At 66.8% G+C, this 20,907-nt stretch carries 22 protein-coding genes; 11 read left to right on the top strand and 11 right to left on the bottom strand.

All coding sequences use genetic code 11. The features are described from left to right. Window positions 1–71: 71 nt before the first annotated feature. The 4 genes from P3H15_RS05800 (at window position 72) to P3H15_RS05785 (ending at window position 3,955) form a co-directional block, all read left to right on the top strand. Complete coding sequence (locus P3H15_RS05800; protein WP_276136364.1) at window positions 72–1,157, top strand: branched-chain amino acid ABC transporter permease; 1,086 nt, start codon at window positions 72–74, stop codon at window positions 1,155–1,157. A 65-nt stretch (window positions 1,158–1,222) separates the two neighbouring features. Continuing rightward, the gene (locus P3H15_RS05795) at window positions 1,223–1,705 is read left to right on the top strand and encodes a VOC family protein (protein ID WP_276136363.1); all 483 of its coding nucleotides are present in this window, start codon (window positions 1,223–1,225) and stop codon (window positions 1,703–1,705) included. Window positions 1,706–2,485: 780 nt separating this feature from the next. Next, window positions 2,486–3,244, top strand: a complete 759-nt coding sequence (locus P3H15_RS05790; protein ID WP_276136362.1) for an SDR family oxidoreductase — start codon at window positions 2,486–2,488, stop codon at window positions 3,242–3,244. A gap of 75 nt (window positions 3,245–3,319) precedes the next feature. Then, window positions 3,320–3,955 carry a VOC family protein gene (locus P3H15_RS05785; protein ID WP_276136361.1) on the top strand — a complete coding sequence of 212 codons (636 nt, stop codon included), beginning with the start codon at window positions 3,320–3,322 and terminating at the stop codon, window positions 3,953–3,955. A 29-nt stretch (window positions 3,956–3,984) separates the two neighbouring features. On the opposite strand, the gene P3H15_RS05780 is transcribed toward P3H15_RS05785, so the two are convergent. Both P3H15_RS05780 and P3H15_RS05775 read right to left on the bottom strand, forming a co-directional pair. Next, complete coding sequence (locus P3H15_RS05780) at window positions 3,985–4,623, bottom strand: carboxymuconolactone decarboxylase family protein (protein ID WP_276136360.1); 639 nt, start codon at window positions 4,621–4,623, stop codon at window positions 3,985–3,987. 25 nt (window positions 4,624–4,648) lie between these two features. Beyond that, window positions 4,649–5,215, bottom strand: coding sequence for a VOC family protein (locus P3H15_RS05775; protein ID WP_206011107.1), 567 nt, complete (start codon window positions 5,213–5,215; stop codon window positions 4,649–4,651). 86 nt (window positions 5,216–5,301) lie between these two features. Between P3H15_RS05775 and P3H15_RS05770 the strand changes: the two genes are divergently transcribed. The 6 genes from P3H15_RS05770 to P3H15_RS05745 all read left to right on the top strand — a co-directional run bounded on the left by P3H15_RS05770 (window position 5,302) and on the right by P3H15_RS05745 (window position 11,282). Continuing rightward, window positions 5,302–5,937, top strand: coding sequence for a TetR/AcrR family transcriptional regulator (locus P3H15_RS05770; protein ID WP_276136359.1), 636 nt, complete (start codon window positions 5,302–5,304; stop codon window positions 5,935–5,937). 148 nt (window positions 5,938–6,085) lie between these two features. Beyond that, entirely contained in the window at window positions 6,086–7,351 is a 1,266-nt protein-coding gene (locus P3H15_RS05765) for a CaiB/BaiF CoA-transferase family protein (protein WP_276136358.1), read from the top strand. Next, a complete protein-coding gene (locus P3H15_RS05760; RefSeq protein WP_276136357.1) occupies window positions 7,348–8,271 on the top strand; it encodes a hydroxymethylglutaryl-CoA lyase in 924 nt (307 codons plus the stop codon). Before P3H15_RS05765 ends, P3H15_RS05760 begins: the two co-directional genes overlap by 4 nt. Before the next feature lie 74 nt (window positions 8,272–8,345). Further along, entirely contained in the window at window positions 8,346–8,732 is a 387-nt protein-coding gene (locus tag P3H15_RS05755; protein ID WP_276136356.1) for a nuclear transport factor 2 family protein, read from the top strand. Window position 8,733: 1 nt separating this feature from the next. After that, window positions 8,734–9,918 carry an acyl-CoA dehydrogenase family protein gene (locus tag P3H15_RS05750; RefSeq protein WP_276136355.1) on the top strand — a complete coding sequence of 395 codons (1,185 nt, stop codon included), beginning with the start codon at window positions 8,734–8,736 and terminating at the stop codon, window positions 9,916–9,918. Beyond that, window positions 9,909–11,282 (top strand): phosphotransferase family protein, encoded by a 1,374-nt coding sequence (locus P3H15_RS05745; protein WP_276136354.1) that lies wholly within the window; start codon window positions 9,909–9,911, stop codon window positions 11,280–11,282. Before P3H15_RS05750 ends, P3H15_RS05745 begins: the two co-directional genes overlap by 10 nt. A 71-nt stretch (window positions 11,283–11,353) precedes the next feature. On the opposite strand, the gene P3H15_RS05740 is transcribed toward P3H15_RS05745, so the two are convergent. The 7 genes from P3H15_RS05740 to P3H15_RS05710 all read right to left on the bottom strand — a co-directional run bounded on the left by P3H15_RS05740 (window position 11,354) and on the right by P3H15_RS05710 (window position 18,658). Then, window positions 11,354–12,418: a branched-chain amino acid ABC transporter permease gene (locus P3H15_RS05740; protein WP_276136353.1), complete on the bottom strand. Its 1,065-nt coding sequence runs from the start codon at window positions 12,416–12,418 to the stop codon at window positions 11,354–11,356. Further along, complete coding sequence (locus P3H15_RS05735) at window positions 12,415–13,299, bottom strand: branched-chain amino acid ABC transporter permease (RefSeq protein WP_276136352.1); 885 nt, start codon at window positions 13,297–13,299, stop codon at window positions 12,415–12,417. The genes P3H15_RS05740 and P3H15_RS05735 overlap by 4 nt, the downstream gene beginning before the upstream one ends. 16 nt (window positions 13,300–13,315) lie before the next feature. Then, entirely contained in the window at window positions 13,316–14,023 is a 708-nt protein-coding gene (locus tag P3H15_RS05730) for an ABC transporter ATP-binding protein (RefSeq protein WP_276136351.1), read from the bottom strand. After that, window positions 14,020–14,805, bottom strand: a complete 786-nt coding sequence (locus tag P3H15_RS05725) for an ABC transporter ATP-binding protein (RefSeq protein WP_276136350.1) — start codon at window positions 14,803–14,805, stop codon at window positions 14,020–14,022. The genes P3H15_RS05730 and P3H15_RS05725 overlap by 4 nt, the downstream gene beginning before the upstream one ends. Continuing rightward, window positions 14,802–16,040 carry an ABC transporter substrate-binding protein gene (locus tag P3H15_RS05720; protein ID WP_276136349.1) on the bottom strand — a complete coding sequence of 413 codons (1,239 nt, stop codon included), beginning with the start codon at window positions 16,038–16,040 and terminating at the stop codon, window positions 14,802–14,804. Before P3H15_RS05720 ends, P3H15_RS05725 begins: the two co-directional genes overlap by 4 nt. Window positions 16,041–16,154: 114 nt before the next feature. Then, entirely contained in the window at window positions 16,155–17,687 is a 1,533-nt protein-coding gene (locus P3H15_RS05715; RefSeq protein WP_276136348.1) for a long-chain-fatty-acid--CoA ligase, read from the bottom strand. Between the two features lie 44 nt (window positions 17,688–17,731). After that, complete coding sequence (locus P3H15_RS05710) at window positions 17,732–18,658, bottom strand: cyclase family protein (protein WP_276136347.1); 927 nt, start codon at window positions 18,656–18,658, stop codon at window positions 17,732–17,734. A gap of 204 nt (window positions 18,659–18,862) precedes the next feature. Between P3H15_RS05710 and P3H15_RS05705 the strand changes: the two genes are divergently transcribed. Further along, window positions 18,863–19,876 carry an alcohol dehydrogenase catalytic domain-containing protein gene (locus P3H15_RS05705; protein ID WP_276136346.1) on the top strand — a complete coding sequence of 338 codons (1,014 nt, stop codon included), beginning with the start codon at window positions 18,863–18,865 and terminating at the stop codon, window positions 19,874–19,876. A gap of 25 nt (window positions 19,877–19,901) precedes the next feature. On the opposite strand, the gene P3H15_RS05700 is transcribed toward P3H15_RS05705, so the two are convergent. Then, window positions 19,902–20,333 (bottom strand): DUF5313 family protein, encoded by a 432-nt coding sequence (locus tag P3H15_RS05700; RefSeq protein ID WP_276136345.1) that lies wholly within the window; start codon window positions 20,331–20,333, stop codon window positions 19,902–19,904. A gap of 50 nt (window positions 20,334–20,383) precedes the next feature. Beyond that, window positions 20,384–20,860, bottom strand: a complete 477-nt coding sequence (locus P3H15_RS05695) for a MarR family winged helix-turn-helix transcriptional regulator (protein ID WP_276136344.1) — start codon at window positions 20,858–20,860, stop codon at window positions 20,384–20,386. Window positions 20,861–20,907 lie beyond the last annotated feature (47 nt).

The raw sequence follows: 20,907 nt of genomic DNA, 5'->3' as shown, positions 1-20,907 counted from the left end.
CCCAAACACAGTTGCCCGTCGACCGGGGTCCGGGAAAGATACACCCGAGACGGATTTCGGTCGGGGCGCGAGTGGGCCTCACGGTCATTCTCGTTTTGGCTGCTCTACCGATGTTGGATGTTCCGATTCCGATCCTTCTCCCCGGACAGTTGTCGAGCTCTGGTTCTCTGCTCATCTTGTCGATCGGCCTTGTATTCGCTGGTGTCGCGATATCTTTCGATGTCGTATTCGGATACACCGGCCTGCTGAGCGCTGGTCATGCCCTGGTTTTCGCTCTGGGAATCTACGCAACCAACCTGCTGATGCACGCAGGCCTGGGGTACTTTTCCGCTGCAGCGCTTGCCATCGTGCTGTCCGGGCTGGTCAATACCGCGCTGGGAGCGATCGCCCTTCGCGTGAAGGCAGTCGCCTTCACGATGGTCACACTGGCGTTCGGTGAGGCCTTCTATATTTTGCTCCTGGTAGATCCTGTGGGGATTTTCGGCGGTGAGGAGGGGCTGCCTGTTGCCTTCGAGCGGATCCCCGATCTGCTTGCGAGCGCCCGCGATGTCCGCTGGCTCTACTGGCTATCGCTTGCATTCGCCGTGGTCGCCTACCTTCTGGCGTGGATGGCGACGCGGTCTCGTTGTGGCCAGGTGTGGCAAGCGATCCGCGAGAACGAGGATCGGGTCGAAAGTCTCGGGTTGTTGTCGTACAGCTACAAGCTGGTTGCATATGCTTTCGGCGGCGTGATCGCTGCGGCGGGCGGGGCGGTGTATCTCTTGGTTGCGCGAGGCGCCAATCCGTCCAGCGCATCAGTGCACTTCAGTCTTGCATTGATCGTCATGGTGGTATTGGGCGGACGCGGCCGGATCTGGGGTGCAGCGGTCGGTGGCCTCATATACGGAATCCTCACTTTGAGGCTGCCCGAGCTTTCTACATCCGGCGTCCTCGACGAGTTACCTGAATGGGCAAGTCGCACAGTGTCCGAACCGCTCGTCGTCCTAGGATTTCTGTTCATCCTGATTGTGCTGTTTTTTCCAGATGGCATAGTCGGTCTTGTCGACCGTGCCAACTCCCGGCTCCGGACAATGCGACGTCGGAGCATGAACGAAAATACACTCATTCTTCCTCCGGATGAACCGATTGGGGTGGATGAGATCAGGACGAAGCATTAGGAGAAGGCAGGTTTCGCACCGCCCTCCCGCCGCCCAATTTAATCGCAGTCCCGAAAGGAACGCACATGGAATCACCGAACGTCTATCACTACGGAATTCTCGTCAGCGACATCGATAGCGCAATCAAGCTGTACGGGAAGCTTTTTGGGCTTACCTTCCATGAGCCGACCGAAGTGCATCTCAATAGACTTGTCGATCCCGACGAACACGAGTTCGACCTGCGAGTCACGTATTCTCAGCAAGGACCCCCCTATATGGAACTGCTCGAAGCCAAGGGTGACGGAGTTTATTCCGCTGGGCACGGGGAGGGCGTGCATCACATCGGCATGTGGGACCCGAAAATCGATGACAACAAGAAGCGGCATCTCGATTCCGGAGTGGAATCGGATGGCGAGGTTTTGAACCCCGATGGAACCACGTTTGCGTGGTACACGAACCCGAAGACTACCGGCGGGGTCCGCTTTGAGTTCGTCGATGAATCCGCACGGGAAGATCTCGAGAAATGGATTCAAACCGGGATAATGGGGCCGGGAGGTTTCGTCGTCTGAGGCCAATGGCCTCCCGGCGTCGTGACGTGAACACGCTGGCTGGTCGAGCGCCGCCGAGTTGGCCGACGCTCGACCAGGTCCGCACGGGCTCTCGGGTCCCGAGACCGGGGTCGTGGACCACGAGTTCTTCGTCCGCATTGGCCCGGACTCCTCCTGGCTCACTTCGGATCGCCCTCAACTGCTTTCCGTTGCCGGCGCGCGTCAGGTAGCCACGATGATGAGGACCGCAACGCGCCTCACGTGGCCTTGGCCAATATGCAGGGTCACACGGAGAATCTTCCGTCGGACCGCTGAGAGTGGCGATGCGGTCCGGTGCCAATTGGACACGTGACCTCGCGCTCGATTGCCGCGATGGGACGACAACCTGATGGCGATCCATGTCGGGCGCGTGCGATGTTCGTACTCGTCCCAGCGCGCTGGGTCGCAGCGGACGTGATCGTCGCCATGTTCGGCCCCAAGACCACCGGCGCGCCGCTGGAATAGACTGACGACCTTCACGCCCATCCGGTAGCGGCGGCTGGGAAACCAGACCCACGTCCCGATGGTTGATCCCACCCTGGTGTCGCCGAGATCAATCGACGGCGATTGGTGCCGCCACTTGCCCCGCCACGACGACTGTAGAAACATTTCCATAGGCGGACACCGACCCGCGACTCGAGGTCGCGCGGTGCCGGACTGCGAGGTGCTCTCCCCGACCGCGCCGACATCGTCGATCGGCGTGAGAGCGCCACGCGTGCGAATCCCGGTGATCGGTGGCCGACGCTACCGATCGGAGAAATCGTGACCAGCGAAACCACACCCGCCTCCATCCAACGCGAACCGGAGCTGGCCGGACAGACCGTCGTCCTCATCGGCGGCAGCGCAGGCATCGGGCTCGAGACAGCGCGACGCGCCCGGATGGAGGGTGCCGACGTCATCCTCACCGGGCGCAACCCCGACCGGCTCGAGGCTGCAGCGGCAGACGTCGGCACGCAGCGCACCGCAGCGTTCGACGCCAACGACCCGATCGCATTGCGGAGGTTCTTCGAGGACCTGCCGACACGGATCGACCATGTGCTGGTGACGGCAGGCGGCCCGCGTTACGCTCCCCTGCTCGAGATGGACGCGGACGAGGTGCGCCGGCAGCTCACCGAGCACATAGTGCTGGGGCTCGAGGTCGCGCGCAACGCGGCGAGCAAGATGCGGCCCGGGGGCACGCTGCTGTTCATGGGCGGCACCAGCGGCCGGCGCATCGGTCACGGCCTGGGGATCGCCTCCGCCGCCACGGCCGCACTGCCCCCGTTCACGGCGGCCCTCGCTCTCGAAGTCGCGCCGGTTCGCGTCAACCTCATCGCCGCGGGCTTCGTCGACACCCCGCTGTCGGCATTGCTGCTCGGTGATCGGCTCGACGAACGGCGGAACGAGTTGAGGACGAAGCTTCCGATCGGCCGGGTCGTCGGCCCGGCCGACGTCGCAGCCCTCGCCGTCCACATCATGAGCAACACGGCACTCACCGGCGCGACGTACGACATCGACGGCGGCCAGCAGTTCGTCTTCTGACGACCGCACGACGACACACGCAGCGATTCGCACGACCTGTTCGATCGATCCCCGACACATCGCGAGAGGAAACCCATGAGCACCAACGAAGTTCACACCGACGAGGCAACCAGCACCACGAATGTCCCGACCGTCGACATGAAGCTGGAGGTCGTCGTTCTCCCCGTCTCGGACATCGACCGCGCCACCGAGTTCTACACCACACTCGGCTGGAGACAGGACGTCACACCGCCCGGCTCCGGCGTCGTCCAGTTCACCCCGCCCGGCTCCGACGCCTCGATTCATTTCGGCACAGACCTCACCGCGGCCGCACCCGGTTCGGCCAAGGGATATCTCATCGTCTCCGACATCGAGGTCGCTCGTGACCAGCTGGTCGCTGCCGGCATCGCGGTGAGCGTGTTCCATCGCGGCGCGGGCGGGCCTGCAGACGGGCCGGACCCCGACCGCCGCAGCTACTCCTCCCTGGCGTCGTTCAGCGACCCCGACGGCAATTCCTGGCTGCTGCAGGAGGTCACCACCAGGCTTCCCGGGCGGATCGACACGGCCACCACGTCGTTCGGCTCCGCACGCGACCTGGCGACCGCGCTCCGCCGGGCGGCGGCCGCCCACGGCCGGCACGAAGAGCGCACCGGCGAGGAAGACCCGAACTGGCCCGACTGGTACGCCGAGTACATGGCCGCCGAGCAGTCCGGGGCGGAGCTACCCACGTGAGGAGCGGCGACCGGTAGCGGAGCGAGGTGTCATTCTCCGGACAGGTCGGCCGAAAGGTCACGGACCTCGACGCCGGCGGGAATCTCGACCTCGGCGATCAACTCCGGCCGGTCGTCGAATTCGAGGCGGAGGGCCCGGCATATCGTGGCGTGCATGTCGTAGAGGGTGGTGATGTACGTCAGCTGCAGAATTTCGGGATCCGTCAGGTGGGCTTTCAGGACCGCGAACACCTCGTCCGGCACCCGGCCGCCGTCGTAGACGAGGCCGTCGGTGTAGGCCAGGACCGCCCGCTCGAGTGCGGAGAAGCAGTCGCTGACCTGCCAGTGCGGAAGGGCCGCGATCTTGTCCTCCGGCGCCCCGAGGGATCGCATCTGCTTGCAGTGCTGGGAGAAGACGAACTGGCTTCCGCGTGCGTACCCGGCCCTGGCCTGCCCCAGTTCACGCAACAGGGGGTCCAGGGTGACGTTGCGGTAGAGCGAGAATCCGCGGACGGCGTGCCGGAACACGTCCGGTGACTGGGCGAACACGGTCCACCAGTCGCCGGGGGTGGCGTGGATGGTGCCGTGATCGACGGCGGGATCCTTGTCGGGTCCGAACAGTCGGTCGTAGAAGAAGAGGATCTTCTCGTCGGTGACTTCGGCGCGGGGTACCTCACGGAGACGGGGCACGGCTCTTCCTTTCGGGCGGTGGCGGTCAGGATGCGGTGGGTACGCGTCGGTCGGCGGCGGTCTTCGGTTCGTGTGAGACGTCGGCTTCGGTGAAGGTTCGCGTCCAGCAAGCGAATTCGAGCAGTACGCCGTCCGGGTCCTGGAAGTAGAACGAGCGCACGAAGGTGCCCGGGTGCACGTGCCGGGACACGCCGGCGGAGCTGTCGTCGTGGTTGAGGACCCGACTGACCTTGATCCCCTCGGCCTGCATGCGGGTGTAGTACTCGTCGAACTGTTCCGGGGGCACCGCGAACGCGACGTGATTCATCGACCCGACCGCACTCGCGAGTTCACCCTCGTCGGGGAGCCCCTTGGGGGCGGCGAGTCCGGGCGCGGCCTCGGGGGAATCGGCCAGCCAGAAGAACGCGATGGTGTTGCCGTTGCCGCAGTCGAAGAAGAAGTGCTGGCCCAGATCCCCCGGCAACTCGATGGTCTTGATCAGGGGCATGCCCAGGACGCCCGAGTAGAAATCGATGGTGCGTTGCATGTCCGAGCACACCAGCGCAAGGTGGTTGATACCCCGAAGTTCGTACTTGGAGTTCGGATTGCTCATGGCGGTCCTTCCGATGTGGTGAAGTCGTCGCGAGAAGGGAACAAAAATGACTTGACAGTCATGTCATCTATTGGGAGAGTTTGTCTGTGAGCAAGTCATCTGTCAATACCCCGTCCACGCCGGCCACTGTCGACACCCTGACCGCGCGTGGCCGCAAGACACGCGACGCACTGCTCGACGCCGCCCGGAAGGTGTTCGAGACGGTCGGATTCCCCGACACCCGGGTCGAACACATCGCCCAGGAGGCGAACGTCTCCTACGGCACCTTCTACCGCTACTTCGAGTCGAAGGAAGAAGTGTTCCGGGAGCTGAGCACCCGATTGTTCGAGGACATGCACCGCCGCGAGCCGACCGACAGCGACCTGTCTCCGGCGGAGAAACTGGTCGCGTCGAACCGCTCGTACTATCAGTCCTACCGCCGGAACGCCCCGCTGATGGCGATCGTCGAACAGGTCGCGACGTTCAACGACGAATTCCGCGAACTCCGTCACGAGCACCGCCGTCAGCTGATCGACCGGACCTCTCGCGCGATCGCACGCTGGCAGCAGGACGGACTGGTCACCGCCACTCTCGACCCGGTGCTGGCGGCCCGCGCGATGGCCGCCATGGTCGACCACACCCTGTACCTGTGGTTGATCCAGGGTGACGACGCCGACGAGGCGGCCCTGCTCGACACCCTCGACCAGATGTGCCTCGGCGCACTCGGTCTCGACCGGAACTGAGCGCCGCGCGCTTCCCCGCCGAGAACCGTGCCGGGTCACGATCCCGACGGTGCGCTTCCTGCACACCCCTCACCATCGACTGAGCAACGGCCGACCGATCGATCTCGTCGACTCGGCCGTTGTTCCGATCTCCCCGAAGGCACGCACAATGACAACGCACTCACCGTTCGCGTCCGCTACCACCGACACACCGCAGGGAGCGCTCGACGGCCTGCGGGTACTCGAACTGGGCACCCTCATCGCAGGCCCGTACTGCGGACGCCTCCTCGGTGACATGGGCGCCGACGTCATCAAGATCGAAGCCCCCGATCGTCCCGACCCCCTGCGGGACTGGGGCCAGGCCGAGGGCGGTCACCAATACTTCTGGTCGGTGCACGCCCGCAACAAACGGTGCGTGAACCTCGACCTGCGCACCGAGGCCGGCCGGCGGATCTTCCTCGACCTCGTCGCCACCGCCGATGTCGTCGTCGAGAGCTTCCGGCCCGGCACCCTCGAGCGCTGGGGCGTCGGCTACGACGTCCTCCGGGAGATTTCCCCGCGGCTGGTCCTGGCCCGGGTCTCCGGTTACGGCCAGACCGGTCCATACGCCGCGCGTCCCGGATACGCGTCGGTGGCCGAGGGCATCAGCGGCTTGCGGCACCTCAACGGATTTCCCGGCCAGGCGCCCCCGCGGATCGCGCTCTCGCTCGGCGACAGCCTCGCCGGGATGTTCGCCTTCCAGGGTGTCCTCGCCGCGCTCATCGCGCGCGAACGCACCGGACGGGGACAGATCGTCGATGCCGCGCTCACCGAGGCCGCACTCGCCATCCAGGAGTCCACCGTTCCCGACTACCACAAGACCGGTCACGTCCGGCAACCCTCCGGCACCCGCCTCGACCGCGTCGCACCGTCCAATCTGTATCGCACGCAGGACGGACTGTGGGTGATCATCGCGGCCAACCAGGACACGCTGTTCGCGCGTCTGTCCGCTGCGATGGGCCGCCCCGACCTCGCCACCGATCCGCGCTACGCCACCCACACCGCGCGCGGTGATCACCAGGACGAGCTCGACACCCTGATCGCCGAGTGGGCGGCCGGCTTCCCCGCCGCGGAGCTGATCGAGCTGCTGACCAAGTTCGAGGTGGTCACGGGCCCGGTCAACACGGTCGCCGAAGTGATGGCCGATCCCCAGTTCAACGCCCGCGAGATCTTCGTCGACCACGTCGACCCCTCCGTCGGGCCCGGCGACACCGGATTCGATCCGGAGCCGGTGAAGGGAGTCGGGGTGATCCCGAAACTCAGCGAGACCGCGGGCGGGGTCCGCTGGGGCGGGCCCAGCCGCCCGGGCACCCACACCGACGAGGTGCTCACCGAAATTCTCGGCTACGACGCCGACCGGATCGCCGCACTGCGCGGGCAGGGCACGATCTCGTGACCGCGATTCCACCGGAGGTCGACATCCGGGAGGTCGGGCCCCGCGACGGACTGCAGATCGAGAAGCCCATTCCCACCGCCGCCAAGCTGGAGCTGATCGACGCGCTCGCCGCGACCGGTGTCCGGCGCATCGAGGTCACGTCCTTCGTCTCCCCGCGGGCCGTCCCGGCGCTGGCCGACGCCGAGGCCGTCGCCGCCCAACTCGGCCGCTGGCCACACGTCACCTTCTCGGCGCTGGTTGCCGGACTCGGCGGCGTCGAGCGAGCACTCGCAGCGGGTCTGACCCGCCTCGAGTACGTCGTCTCCGCGTCCGACGGGCACAGCCGGGCCAACGTCGGCCGCAGCAGCGAGGAGTCGATCGCGTTGATCACCCCCGTCGCCGAACTGGTTCACCGGGCGGGCGGCACACTCGAAGTGATCGTCGCCATCGCCTTCGACTGCCCGTTCGACGGGCCCACCCCACCGGACCGCGTGGCCGACATCGCGCGGCGCGCAGTTCTTTCGGGCGCGGATGCGGTGTCGGTCGCCGACACCATCGGTACCGCAACGCCGGTGCGCACCACCGACGTGCTCGCCCGGGTGCGCACCGCCATCCCAGGCGTCGAGCTCGGCCTGCACCTGCACGACACCCGCGGCCAAGGACTGGCGAACGCGTGGGCCGCATACACCTCGGGCATCCGCCAGTTCGACGCCTCCGTCGGCGGGCTCGGTGGGTGCCCCTTCGCGCCGGGTGCGAGCGGCAACATCGCCACCGAAGAACTGGCCTACATGTTCGAGGACGGCGGCATCACCACCGGAATCGACATCGACATCGAACTCGACGCCGCTCGACTGGCCGAGCGCCTGCTCGGCAGATCCCTCGCAGGCAGACTGCTCGCGGCCGGGGGCCGACCGGTTCCCGCCGACACCGCCTGTAATTGACCACCTCGCTGCCGACGCGACGGAACACTCCGCTGCGCCGCGAGCAGCACTACACGGAAGAGACGGATTCTCCCATGAACGAGCTGGCTGATCGCTTCTTCGCCGCCGTCGGTGACGGCGACGAAACGACACTGACCGAGCTGTACGCACCGGACGCGCGGATCTGGCACAACGACGACGGACGCGAACAGACGGTCGCCGAGAACCTGACGGTGCTGCGCTGGCTCTCGCGCACACTCGAGGACCTGCGCTACGAGGACATCCGCCGCCACGAGTTGCCGGACGGCTTCGCCCAGCAGCACGTCCTGCGCGCCACGCTGCCCGGCCACGGACCGCTGGAGGTGCCTGCATGCCTGTTCGTCCGCGTCGACGACGGCCGGATCACCCGTATCGACGAGTACGTCGACTCCGCCGCCACCCTGCCCCTGCGCGCGCAGGCCGGCCGGCGACGGGAGCGCTGACATGCCCGGAACCCGTTCCGCCGTCCCGCTCCCCGAACTGTGCGCGCGGATGCGCTCGTTCATCGACGACGCCGTCATCCCCGCCGAACCCACCCTGGTGAACGAGGACGGCCCCGCTCACGTGGCCATCACCGAATTGCGAGAGAGAGCCAAGGAACTCGGCTTGTGGGCGCTCGGCCATCCTGCCGAACTCGGCGGTGGCGGTGTCCCGTTCCTCGACTTCGTGCATCTCAACGAGATCATCGGACGCTCGGAGTTCGGCCAATTGGCCGTGGGCTCGGTGTCCATGCAGGACACCCTGATGCTGCACAAACACGGCACTCCCGAGCAGCGGCAGCGGTGGATTCCCCCGCTGGTCGCCGGGGAATTCCTGCCGTCCGTCGGGTTGACCGAACCGGACGCGGCGGGATCCGATCCCACACTCATCGAGACACGCGCCGGCCTCGACGGCGACACCTGGATCATCAACGGACACAAATGGTTCACCACCGGAGTAAAGGACGCCGGCTACTGCTCGGTCTTCGCCCGGACCGAACCCGACACCGCCCCGAGGCACGAGCGCATCAGCGCGATCATCGTGCCCACCGACACCCCCGGATTCGAGATCGTCCGGTCGATCCCGACGATGGGGCACGACCCGAGCGATCACTACGAGGTCCGGCTCACCGATGTACGCGTCCCCGCCGCCAATCTCCTCGGCGAACGCGGCAAGGGCTTCGCGGTGGCCCAGGACCGGCTCGGCCCCGGCCGGATATTCCATTGCATGCGGTGGCTCGGGCAGGCTCAGCGCGCATACGAGTTGATGTGTTCCCGCGCGAACACCCGCTACACCCACGGCTCGCTGCTCGCGGAGAAGGGCGAAGTGCACCGCTACATCGCCGAATCCGCCGCCCAGATCCACGCCGCCCGGCTCATGACTCTCGATGCCGCCCGCGCGATGGACGCCGGGGAGGACGCCCGCGTACGCATCGGGCTGGTGAAATTCTGGGGCGCCCGCATGCTCCACGACGTCGTGGACCGGGCCATCCAGATTCACGGGGCGCTCGGCCTGACCGCCGATACCCCACTCGAGCGGATGTACCGGCAGGCGCGGTACGCCCGTATCTACGACGGTCCCGACGAGGTGCACCGCATGTCGACTGCCCGCCGGTTGCTGCGCGATCCCGAGGCTGCCCCATGGCGATGACCGACGCTCCCGTAGCCCTCGCGGACGGCATCCGCGCCGTCCTGACCGCCGCCTACGGCATGGACGCCACGGTCGGGGAACCCCGGCAGCTGACCGGCGGCGCCAGCCGGCAGGTGTGGGCCGTCGATGCCGGCGGACCGGACGGGCAACCCCTGCCCGTCGTGCTGCGTCGCGACCCGCCCGGGCACGGCGACGCCGCCCGGATGCGCGCGGAGGTGGCGTGCCTGCGGGCCACCGCCGCCGCGGGAGTGCCGGTGCCCACCGTCCTCGCTTCCGGGGACACCGCGCCCGGCATCGACGCCCCGTACCTGATCATGAACAAGGTGGAGGGCGAATCGCTCCCCCGGAAACTGCAGCGGGACCCTGCCTTCGACGAGGTGCGCAGCCGTCTCCCCGAGGACATGGGTTACGTCCTCGGCCTGATCCACCGCACTCCCCTGGACTCTCTCGACGTGCTCGACGCCACCGACCCGGTGGACGCGCTCGAGGCCACCTATCGTGACCTCGGCGACCCCCGGCCCGCGGTCGAGGTGGGTCTGCGGTGGCTGCGCGACCACCGTCCGCCGTCGCGACCGCAGGCTTTGGTACACGGCGACTTCCGGATCGGAAACCTTCTCGTCGACGGAACCGGCATCCGCGGGGTGCTCGATTGGGAACTCGCCCACCTCGGTGATCCCGTCGAGGACCTCGGCTGGCTGTGCGTGCGGGCGTGGCGGTTCGGCGCAGACGCGCCGGTCGCGGGGATCGGCACCCGTGACCAGCTCCTGGACGGCTACGAGAAGGCCACCGGGACGAGGCCGTCGTTGCCCGAACTGCACTGGTGGGAATCGTTCGGAACCGTGAGATGGTTGGTGCTGAGCAGGTTCCAGGCCGAACGTCACCTCGGCGGGGCCGAGCGGTCCCTCGAACTGGCGGCCATCGGACGCCGGGTCTGCGAATCCGAGTACGACCTGCTCGACGTCCTCGGACTGCTCGACGACTCCGCAACCGCTCCCCCGCCGGCGCCACCCGGGCGCACCGTGCACGACAGGCCCGGTGTCCCGGAGATCCTCGACCTCGTGGCCGGCACTTTGGCCGACGACCTCGGACCGGCCCTCGACGGAACGCACGAGCGGGAGCGGTATCTCCTGCGGATCTGTGTCAACCTGTTGCGCACCGCGGGGCGTGAACTCGATGCCGGGAACGGCGCCGAATCCCTGCTCGACGGCGCCCTCGGTGCGCTCGGATGCGCGTCAGAGGCCGAGCTTGCCGCACGGATTCGCACGGGGGCTCTCGACTACCTCGACGACCACGTGCGCCGGGCGATCTCGATCGCCGTTCTGGCCCGCCTGCGGGTGGCCAACCCCCGGCACATGAACGCATAGCTGCGAAAAGCGGGAAGTGCCCGGCGGATTCATCCGCCGGGCACTTCTCGTTTCGAGCCCACCACAGATCGTCAGTGGGAGGCGACCAGCTCCCGCGGATCCTCGTCGACCGCAGACACAGCCCGCCCGTGTCGGCGAGTGCCGGGGATCTTGCTCACCAGCGGCCCCAGCACCCACCGGATCACACTGATCAGCCCGTACGGGATCACGAAGATGAAGACGATCAACGCCGCACCGTACGTGATGCCCGCCGCCGACTGGTTGATCTCCGCCGTCCACTGCGGCACGTACTGAACGAAGAAGGCCCCGAACACCACACCGGGGACGGTGCCGAGGCCACCGATGACGATCATGGTGATGAAGGCGATCGCCAACGGGAGCCCGAATGCCTCGGGGCCGACGTACTGGACCACGAAGCTGTAGAGCACGCCGCCGACGCCGGCGAAGGCCGCGCTGAGCGCGAACACCGTCGTCTTCGTGCGGGTGGCCGGGACGCCGAGCGTGGTGGCGACGGCCTCGTAGTCCCGGATCCCGATCAGTGATCGGCCGATCCGGCCGGTGGAGAGTCGCCGGACCACGAAGAAGGCGATCAGCGCCACCACCAGGCACAGGTAGTACACCCACTGGTCGCGTTCGAGTCCGCTGAAGGCCGGGGGTTCGGCGCCGGCGATGTTGATTCCCGCCTGGCCGTCGGTGACGTGCTCGAACCGTTTGATCACCGCCGGGGTGACCAGTGCCAGCCCTAGAGTGGCGAGCGCCAACTGAAGTCCGTGGAGGCGCAAGGCCGGCAGGCCGAACAGGTACCCGATCACGTAACAGACCGCGAACGCGACCGGAAGGAGCAGCAGGTACGGGACGTCGTGATTCTCGACCAGCACGGCACTGAGGTACGCACCGACGGCGAAGAAGAAGCCGTGGCCGAGAGAGATCTGACCGGTGTTGCCGGTCAGCAGGTTCAGTCCCAGCCCGACCACCACGTACACCAGCACCATGGATCGGTCGAAGTTCACGTACGGCGCCGACACCAACGGCGCCACGGCCGTCACGAGGATCACCACCGCGACCGTCGCTCTCGCCAGCCAGCGTGGTGGATCGAGTTCGGCGCGGGGACGGCGAAGCAGTTCGACGATTCTCATACTCGGGCCACCTTCCGTGCACCGAACAGACCCTCGGGTTTGAGGAGCAACACCCCGAGGATCAGGGCCAACGCCACGGCCTGTTTGAAGTCGTGGCCGATCCAGGAAATGTAGGTGCCGGCAAGGTTTTCCGCGACACCCACACACAACCCGCCGACGAGGGCACCGACCGGGCTGTCGAGGCCGCCGAGGACCGCGCCGGCGAACGCGTAGATCAGCGAGGCGACGAGCATGTTCGGTTGCAGGAACAGCTGCGGCGCCGCGAGGGAGGCGGCGAGGGCTCCGATGGTCGCGGCGAGGCCCCAGCCGATCATGAGCATCCGCCCGACGGGCACGCCGATCAGTTGCGCCGAGTCCGGGTTGTCTGCCGCCGCCCGCATCGCCAGCCCGACCTTCGTTCGCTGGAACAGGACGAACAGCAGCGCCGCGACCACGACGACGGCGGCGACGATGACCAGCGACTGCTGGGACACCGCAACCGGACCGAGCGTGAGCACCGGCCCGGACACGATCGCGGGGAACTCCTTGCTCTGCACGCCCCAGATCCAGCCGGCGGCGCTGTTGAGCACCAGCATCAGGCCGAGGGTGATGATGACCAGCGGCATGTGGTTCGGCGACGATGCCAGCGGCCGGATCAGTACCCGTTCGGTGGCGGCTCCGCCGACGAAGGCGACCGCCATCGCGCCGAGGACGGCGAGGTACAGCGGCACGCCCCATGCGTGGAACTGCCAGGCGAAGAACGCCGAGAACATCGCCATCTCGCCCTGCGCGAAGTTGACGATTCCCGATGCGCGGTAGACCAGGACGATGCTCAGCGCGAACGCGCCGTACAGCGCGCCCCACATGAGCCCGTCCACCAATTGTTGGAGAAATACATCCATGACCACTCTCCTGTGCTCAGTAGCCGAGGTAGGCGCGCCGCACCGACTCGTCGTGCGCCAATCCGGCGGCGGGGCGTTGGGCGACGACACGGCCCGCGTCGACGAGGACCGCGGACGTGCCTATGTCGAGGGCGAGGTGCGCGTTCTGTTCGACCACGAGGATCGTGGTCTCGGTCTCCTGGCTGATCCGGCCGAGCGCACGGAAAACCTCCTGCGTGATGCGCGGGGCCAGGCCGAGGGACGGTTCGTCGAGCAGCAGCAGACGCGGCCCGGCCACCAGCGCGCGGGCGATCGCGAGCATCTGCTGTTCACCGCCGCTGAGCCCGCCCGCCTGCTGGTTACGTCGCTCGCGTAGTCGCGGGAAGAAGTCGTACCAGTGCTCGACGGCCCGGTCGGTGATCGCCGCCGACGTCGTGAATCCCCCGACGCGAAGGTTCTCCTCCACCGTCAGGGTGCCGAAGGTGCCGCGGCCCTGCGGAACATGGGCCACACCGAGCCGGGCGATCCGGTCGGTGCGCATGCCGGTGATGTCGCGGCCGTCGAGCCTGATGCACCCGCTGGTGCGGACCATCTGGCAGATCGATCGGAGGATGGTGGTCTTGCCTGCGCCGTTCGCGCCGAGTACCGCGGTCACCTCCCCTGCCGGTACCTGGAAGTCGATGCCGTGCAGCACTTCCGCACGGCCGTATCGGGCATGCAGGTTTTCCACGGTGAGCAGGTTCATGCCGCACCGCCCAGGTACGCCTCGATGACCTCGGGGTGAGCAGCGACCTCTGCCGGTTCGCCCTCGGTGACCTTCTGCCCGAAGTTCAGTACCACCACCCGGTCGGAGATCGACATCACCATGGCCATGTGATGCTCGACGAGGAGCACCGAGAATCCGCGCTCGTCGCGCAACCGGCGGACCGTCTCGGCGAGTTCGAGGACCTCCTCGTGGATCAGTCCGTTCGCCGGTTCGTCGAGCATCAGCAGGCGAGGTCGCTGCATCAGTGCCCGTGCGAGCTCGACCCGTTTCAGGGTGCCGTAGGGCAGGTTGCCTGCCGGTTCGCGCCCGACGTGCGCGAGATTCATCGACTCGAGCAGAGCCCAGGCCTCGTCCCGTTCGCCTGCCTCCTCCCTGCGGGTGCGCGGCAGTCCGAGGGCGGTGGCGACGAAGCCCGCGCGGGTGCGCGAGTAGGCCCCGGTGAGGATGTTGTCGAGCACCGAGATCGTCGGGAACAAGCCGATGTTCTGGAAGGTGCGCGCGATCCCGGCGTCGGCGACCCCGTCCGCCGACAGGGCGAGCAGGTCGGTGCCGCCGAAGGTGATCTGTCCCGAATCCGGTTCGTAGAGTCTGCTGATGCAGTTGAACAAGGTGGTCTTCCCGGCGCCGTTCGGGCCGATCAGCCCGACGATCTGTCCAGGCTCGATCGTGAACGACGGTCCGTCGAGGGCGACGACTCCTCCGAACCGCAACCGGACGTCGCTGACTTTCAGCGTGGGCACATCCGGTGGCCGGGCGGTCATCGTTCGGCGCTGCGCGTGACCACAGCGTCGTAGTGCCAGCTGCCGTCGCGGAACGTCATCGGCGCCATCGACGTGATTGCGTACGGGTAGTCGGCGCTCGTGTCGAACGTGACGCCGTCGATGGACAGATCGGTGGTGACCGCGTGCAGATTCCGGACGGAATCGAGCAGATCGGCGCGGGTGCACCCCTTCATCTGTTCGAGTGCGGCCACCAGCAGCTGAGCGGTGTTGTAACCGGTGGCGGCGATGGTGTCGGAGGACTTGAACGCGCCGGCGTGCCGATCGGCGAAAGCGCGCCATTCCTGCACGCCCGGCACCTGGTCGTGGTCGGTGCTGCTGACGTCGTAGATCCAGTAGAACGAATGCACGCCCTCGGCGGCGTCGAGGCCCGCCGGTGCGAGGACGAAGTTGGTGTCGGTCGCGCCGGAGTAGATGTACGTCTCGGGCTTCCAGCTCAACTCGTGGGCCTTCTTCAGAGACTGCGTCACGAAGCCCGCGGTGGCGAAGTTGACGAACACGTCGGCCCCGGAGTTCGCGAGGTTGACCACCTGCGAGTCCACGGACGGTGTGGTCTGTTCGTACGACTGCTCGGCGACGATCTGTGTGCCGCTGCCGTCGAGGGCGGACTTCAGGGCGTCGAGACTGCCGTTGCCCAGACTGTCGTTCGAGTACAACACCGCGACCTTGCCTTGCGGGTGATCGCGAAGGATCTGTTTCGCCCGCTCGGCGACCTCCCAGCCGGTCTGCGGGTTCACCGCGCCGGCGACAACGGGCCGTTCGTCGAGGGTGGTGAGCAGTTCGTCGGTGCCGGTCATGGGGAACACCAGCGGGACGTTCTTCTGGGCGAGGTAGTCGACGACCGCGAGGGTCGATGCGGTGCCGATCAGGTTCTGGATCGCGAAGACGTGTTGCTGTTCGACCAGCGATCGGACGTTGCCCACCGTGCGCGCCGGGTCGTATCCGTCGTCGAGTGCGGTGTAGACGATCTTGCGGGACTTGCCATCACCCATCGCGACTCCGCCGGCGGCGTTGATCTCGTCGAACAGGGCGGACGCCGCGGTCGCCTGCGGTCCTGCGATCGACTGGACCAGGCTGGTGCCGAAGTGGATCTCGGTGTCGGTGATGCCGGGGTCGCAGCCGCCTGCGGCGGTCGCGGTGTCATCTCGGCCAGAACATGCGGTCAGAGCCGCGGTGGCGCACAGGGCTGTCACGCCCGCAGCGAGGATACGTTTCATGGTTGCTCCGTGAGAGGGAAGGCACAGGAACGGAAGACGTTCCAGCGGGGTTGTTTTCGGCAGCGCGCAGCGGGCGACGACGAGAATCGTCGCCGCCCTGCGCGGTGAGTGGGACTAGACCGTGGTGTGGGAGAAGCGTTCGCGCAGATCGCGTTTGAGGATCTTCCCGGTGACGTTCCGGGGCAGGGTGTCGACGAACTCGACCCGGCGGGGCACCTGGAATCCGCCGAGCTGTTCCCGGCAGGCCGTGATGATGTCGTCCGCGGTGGCGGTGGCGCCGTCGCGGAGAACGACGACCGCACAGACCAGCTCTCCCCAGGTGTCGTCCTCGACGCCGATTGCCGCGGCCTCGGCGACCGCAGGGTGACGGTAGAGGACCTGCTCGACGGACAGAGAGGCGACATTCTCGCCGCCACTGATGATCAGGTCCTTCTTCCGGTCGACGATGTAGACGAAGCCCTCGTCGTCGCGTCGGACCAGGTCACCGGTGTGGAACCAGCCGTCGGTGAACGCGGCCGCCGTCGCGTCCGCATCGCGCCAGTAGCCGGTCATCACCTGGTCGCCGCGGACCACCATCTCCCCCACCTGACCGGTGGGCACGTCGCGCATGGCGTCGTCGACGATGCGGATGTCGACCAGGCGCATGGGTTTTCCTGCGGCAGCGAGTAATCCGCTCTCCCCGCCGGCAGCGCGCCGATGCGCGTCGTAGTCGAGGTGGAGCACGTTGCCTGCGAGTTCCGTCATTCCCATGCCCTGATAGAAGTCGCAGCAGAGACGTTCGAGTCCCTGCCGCAGCACCTGCGCCGGGATCGCCGACGATCCGTACCCGATCGCTTGCAGGGTGCTGAGATCGTGGTCGGCAAGGGCCGGATTCTGGAGCAGGAAGTTGATCATCGTGGGTGCCAGCCCGGTCTGCGTAACCTGCCATTGCTCCACGAGACGCAGGAACGTCGCATTGTCGTAGGCGCGGACGATGCCGACGGTGCTCCCCATCAGGTGGTTGAGCAATGTCACGTACCCGCCGACATGGCACAGCGGGAAACAGAACAAGAAGACTGTGTCCTCCGGCAGAGCCCACTGCAGCGCCGAGGACGTGATCCCGCTGACCAGGTTGCGGTGGCTGATCATCACACCCTTCGGTGTCCCGGTCGTGCCGGACGTGTAGACCAGCCACGCGATGTCGTCCGGTGCCGGCCGAACCGTCGGCGCCTGCGTGGGTCCGGCACCGACGAACTCGTCCCAGCCTACGGTTCCCGGGGCGGCCCCGATCGAGACGACCGTGTGCACCGACGGGATAGAACCGCGAATCTGGTCGACAGCGCCGGCGAACTCTTCGGCCACGATGAGCACGGTGGCACCCGAATGCTGGATCAACGCGGCAATCTGGTCGGGATGCAGGCGGAAGTTGAGGATGGTCAGGGCCATCCCGGCCATCGGCACACCGTAGTAGCAGTCGAAGTACTCGGTGCAGTTGGTGGACAGGATCGCGACCCGGTCCCCCGGCGCGGCAACACCGAGCAGTGCACCGGCGAGCCGTCGGCTGCGATCACGCAGCTCGGCATAGGTCACTGCCTCGTCCTCGAATCGCAGCGCGATCCGATCGGGATGCTTGCGCGCGCCGTACTCGACGATGTCGCTGACCAGCATTCAGTTTCTCCTTGGTCGAGGTGAGGTGGTGGTGGACTCGGTGCTCACCGGATCGCGAGCGGGTTGATCGGCGACCCGACCCCGCGGGTGAACTGGAGAGGCGGTCCGGCATAGAAGAAGTCGTACAGGCCGTCGGCAGCGCAGGCGGCGGACAGCTCCTCGAAGTCGAGCAACTCGGCAAGGGTCATACCCATGTCGCGGATCAGCACCATGTGAAGCTCGAACAACGCCCCCGGAGTCTCGCCGGGCATCACCTCGACCGCCCAGTTGTCCGAGCCCACGACCGCGACGTCGCGCTCCCGCAGCCACGTGGCGCACGACAGACTCAAACCCGGCTCACCCGCCATGAATCCTGCCGGATCGTGGTCGGCGAGAAACTTTGCGCGCCAACCGGTGCGGATCAGCACGATGTCGCCCGGACCGACCTCGACGTTCTGAGCGGCGGCGACGGCGTCGAGTTCGTCCGGAGTGATCGCCGTCCCGGCCTCGAGCCACTCCACACCGCGCGCCCTCGCGACGTCGAGCAGCACGCCGCGACCGGCGATCCCCTTCGCCTGAGTGTGGATCCCGCACTTGTCGGCACCCTTGACGGTGACCCCCGTACCGGGATGACCGTTGTAGAGCTGATCGTCGTAGTGCACATGGGACAGGGAGTCGTACTGCGAGCCCGCCTGCAGCGGCATGAAGACGTAGTCGTCGGCCCATTTGAAGCCGCCGGGAAGCACCTGCTCCTGCCCGTTCTCGGCCATCAGCCTGATCGGGTTGATCCGATTGCCTCCCGGCTGTGGCCCGTCCCCGTCGAGTGGGATGCCCAGTTCGAATATCGTGCCGGTCCGAATCAGCGCAGCGGCAGCCGCCACACGCTCGGGCGTGATGAGGTTCGTGGTTCCACGCTCGTCGTCGGCGCCCCAGCGCCCCCAGTTGCTCAACCGCCGGCCCAGTTCTCGCATGTCGGATATGGACGTGGTCATCCTGCCTCCTCGGGCAATCGAACAAAGTATGACGTGACAGTCATGTCAACTTCGTGAATTGTGACCCCCGGCACCCCCGGTGTCAATACCGGACATGCGCGAGGCGCCCCACAGCCCTCGTCAACCCTTGTCACGAGCTCCGCCGAGGGTCTTGACTGGAACGTGGGTCTCGATCGCTCACGACGACAGACAGGAATGATGCAGATGCCAACCCATCAGGCAGTTCACGTCCAGGCCCCCGGCGAGCCGCTGACACTCGTCGACGTCGAAACGGAATCGCCACCGCGCGACCACGTTCGCATAGCCGTCTCCGCGTGCGGCGTGTGCGGGACCGACCACGCGTTCGTCAGCGGCGCGTTCCCCGAGATGTCGTGGCCGTTGACACTGGGACACGAAATCGCCGGAACCATAGCCGAACTCGGCGCCGGCGTCGACAACTACGCCGTCGGCGACCGCGTCGGAGTGGGCTGGTTCGGTGGGCACTGCAACCAGTGCATTCCGTGCCGCAAGGGCACCTTCATCTATTGCGAGAAGTTGCAGGTGCCGAGCTGGCAGTACCCCGGCGGATACGCGGAGTCCGTGACGGTTCCCGCCAACGCGCTCGCCCGGATTCCGAGCGAACTGTCCTTCACCGAGGCCGCACCCCTGGGCTGCGCCGGGGTCACCACGTTCGACGCGCTGCGGAAGACACGAGCAGTTCCGGGCGACCGCGTCGCCATCCTGGGCATCGGCGGGCTCGGCCATCTCGGGGTGCAGTTCGCCCGGGCGATGGGCTTCGAGACGATTGCCATCGCGCGTGGCGCCGACAAAGCCGACGACGCTCGCCAACTGGGCGCCCATCACTACATCGACTCCACCGCCGGCGACGTCAGCGAAGCCTTACGTGCACTCGGTGGCGTATCGGTGGTTCTGGGTACCGCGGCGAATTCGAAGGCGATGGGCGCCGTGATCGGCGGACTGCTTCCGCTCGGTGAGCTCACCGTCGTCGGTGTCACGCCCGACCCACTGCCGATCAGTCCCCTGCAGCTGATCACTCCCGGCGTCAACGTCACCGGCCACCCCTCCGGCACCGCCCGCGATGTCGAGGAGACGATGCAATTCGCGGTCCTGTCCGGCGTGCGCGCCCGGATCGAGGAGCGGCCCCTGCGCGAAGCCGCGGAGGCCTACGCCGCGATGGAGGAAGGGCGGGCGCGCTATCGCATGGTCCTCACCATGTGACCGTTCTCGGGCTGATCGACTGGGTTCAGCGGAGTTCGTTGCCGCCCCGCCGCGCTACGCCCCAGGAGACGGAAGGTCCGTGGAGCTTCTCGTACGCCGCCTTTTCGGCGTCATGACGGGACGCCTTTTTCGGGTTCTCCAGATCGGGCGGCAGCCCGTGCCTCTCGAGCCGTCGAGATCGGTTCTGCGCCATATAGGACACCGCATAGAACACGGCGAGTAGCACTCCGAGCAGGACCATGGAGGCTCGCAGACCGAGCGGGCCCGGGAACAGGAAGAACGCGGCGAAGACCGGAACGAACGGGACCATGCTGCGAACGAGGTGCCGGGGAACGGCCCAGTCACCGACCAGGTCGTTGCGGACCCAGTCCTGCATGGAGTCGGGAAGTGTGCGGCCCACCGCGTAGCCCAGCCACTGCAGGGGGCCGGGCCGGGTTCGTTGCGTCTTTCGCGACATGACAACTACCTGTTCATGTTGTGCTGGAATCGAATTCGACATGGTTTCCCTCAGTGATCGAGCGCGCCCGCTCGGAGCGCAGCCTGATTGACGCGGGTGAGAACGTCGTGAAGTTCCTCGAGTTCGGCCAGGCTGACACCGAGCTTTTCGATCACGGCGGGCGGAATCTTCAACGCTTCCGCCCGCAGCGCGGCACCGGCTTCGGTCAGCTCGACATCCAATTGCCTCTCGTCGGCCCGGCTGCGCGTGCGCGTGATCAGTCCAGACGCCTCGAGGCGCTTGAGGAGCGGCGAGAGGGTGGGTGAATCGAGTTGCAGCGCGGTCCCGATCTCCTTGACCGCCATCGGGGCCTTGCCCCAGAGAGCGAGCATCACCAGATACTGCGGATGAGTCAGCCCCATCGGTTCGAGCAAGGGGCGGTAGACGGCGAGCACCGCCCGGTTCGCGATCGCGAGCGCGAAACACACCTGCCGGTCGAGAGCAAGTAGATCGTCGCCGGCCTCACTCTGCTGCACGTCTGCGGTCATGCGACCAGGCTACCAGATTAATTAGTGCAATAACTAATACTGCACGA

This window comes from Rhodococcus sp. T2V (assembly GCF_029269925.1).
Taxonomy (GTDB): Bacteria; Actinomycetota; Actinomycetes; order Mycobacteriales; family Mycobacteriaceae; genus Rhodococcus_F; species Rhodococcus_F koreensis.
This window is presented reverse-complemented; position numbering and strand designations above follow the sequence as displayed.

What these genes read in the sequence shown, in the direction of transcription:
- P3H15_RS05715 (WP_276136348.1), bottom strand. Translation starts at nt 17,687, where the DNA reads ATGCTGGTCAGCGACATCGTCGAGTACGGCGCGCGCAAGCATCCCGAT.
- P3H15_RS05740 (WP_276136353.1), bottom strand. Translation starts at nt 12,418, where the DNA reads ATGAGAATCGTCGAACTGCTTCGCCGTCCCCGCGCCGAACTCGATCCA.
- P3H15_RS05765 (WP_276136358.1), top strand. Translation starts at nt 6,086, where the DNA reads ATGACAACGCACTCACCGTTCGCGTCCGCTACCACCGACACACCGCAG.
- P3H15_RS05710 (WP_276136347.1), bottom strand. Translation starts at nt 18,658, where the DNA reads ATGACCACGTCCATATCCGACATGCGAGAACTGGGCCGGCGGTTGAGC.
- P3H15_RS05775 (WP_206011107.1), bottom strand. Translation starts at nt 5,215, where the DNA reads ATGAGCAATCCGAACTCCAAGTACGAACTTCGGGGTATCAACCACCTT.
- P3H15_RS05730 (WP_276136351.1), bottom strand. Translation starts at nt 14,023, where the DNA reads ATGAACCTGCTCACCGTGGAAAACCTGCATGCCCGATACGGCCGTGCG.
- P3H15_RS05695 (WP_276136344.1), bottom strand. Translation starts at nt 20,860, where the DNA reads ATGACCGCAGACGTGCAGCAGAGTGAGGCCGGCGACGATCTACTTGCT.
- P3H15_RS05750 (WP_276136355.1), top strand. Translation starts at nt 8,734, where the DNA reads ATGCCCGGAACCCGTTCCGCCGTCCCGCTCCCCGAACTGTGCGCGCGG.
- P3H15_RS05745 (WP_276136354.1), top strand. Translation starts at nt 9,909, where the DNA reads ATGGCGATGACCGACGCTCCCGTAGCCCTCGCGGACGGCATCCGCGCC.
- P3H15_RS05700 (WP_276136345.1), bottom strand. Translation starts at nt 20,333, where the DNA reads ATGTCGCGAAAGACGCAACGAACCCGGCCCGGCCCCCTGCAGTGGCTG.
- P3H15_RS05720 (WP_276136349.1), bottom strand. Translation starts at nt 16,040, where the DNA reads ATGAAACGTATCCTCGCTGCGGGCGTGACAGCCCTGTGCGCCACCGCG.
- P3H15_RS05755 (WP_276136356.1), top strand. Translation starts at nt 8,346, where the DNA reads ATGAACGAGCTGGCTGATCGCTTCTTCGCCGCCGTCGGTGACGGCGAC.
- P3H15_RS05725 (WP_276136350.1), bottom strand. Translation starts at nt 14,805, where the DNA reads ATGACCGCCCGGCCACCGGATGTGCCCACGCTGAAAGTCAGCGACGTC.
- P3H15_RS05785 (WP_276136361.1), top strand. Translation starts at nt 3,320, where the DNA reads ATGAGCACCAACGAAGTTCACACCGACGAGGCAACCAGCACCACGAAT.
- P3H15_RS05795 (WP_276136363.1), top strand. Translation starts at nt 1,223, where the DNA reads ATGGAATCACCGAACGTCTATCACTACGGAATTCTCGTCAGCGACATC.
- P3H15_RS05735 (WP_276136352.1), bottom strand. Translation starts at nt 13,299, where the DNA reads ATGGATGTATTTCTCCAACAATTGGTGGACGGGCTCATGTGGGGCGCG.
- P3H15_RS05705 (WP_276136346.1), top strand. Translation starts at nt 18,863, where the DNA reads ATGCCAACCCATCAGGCAGTTCACGTCCAGGCCCCCGGCGAGCCGCTG.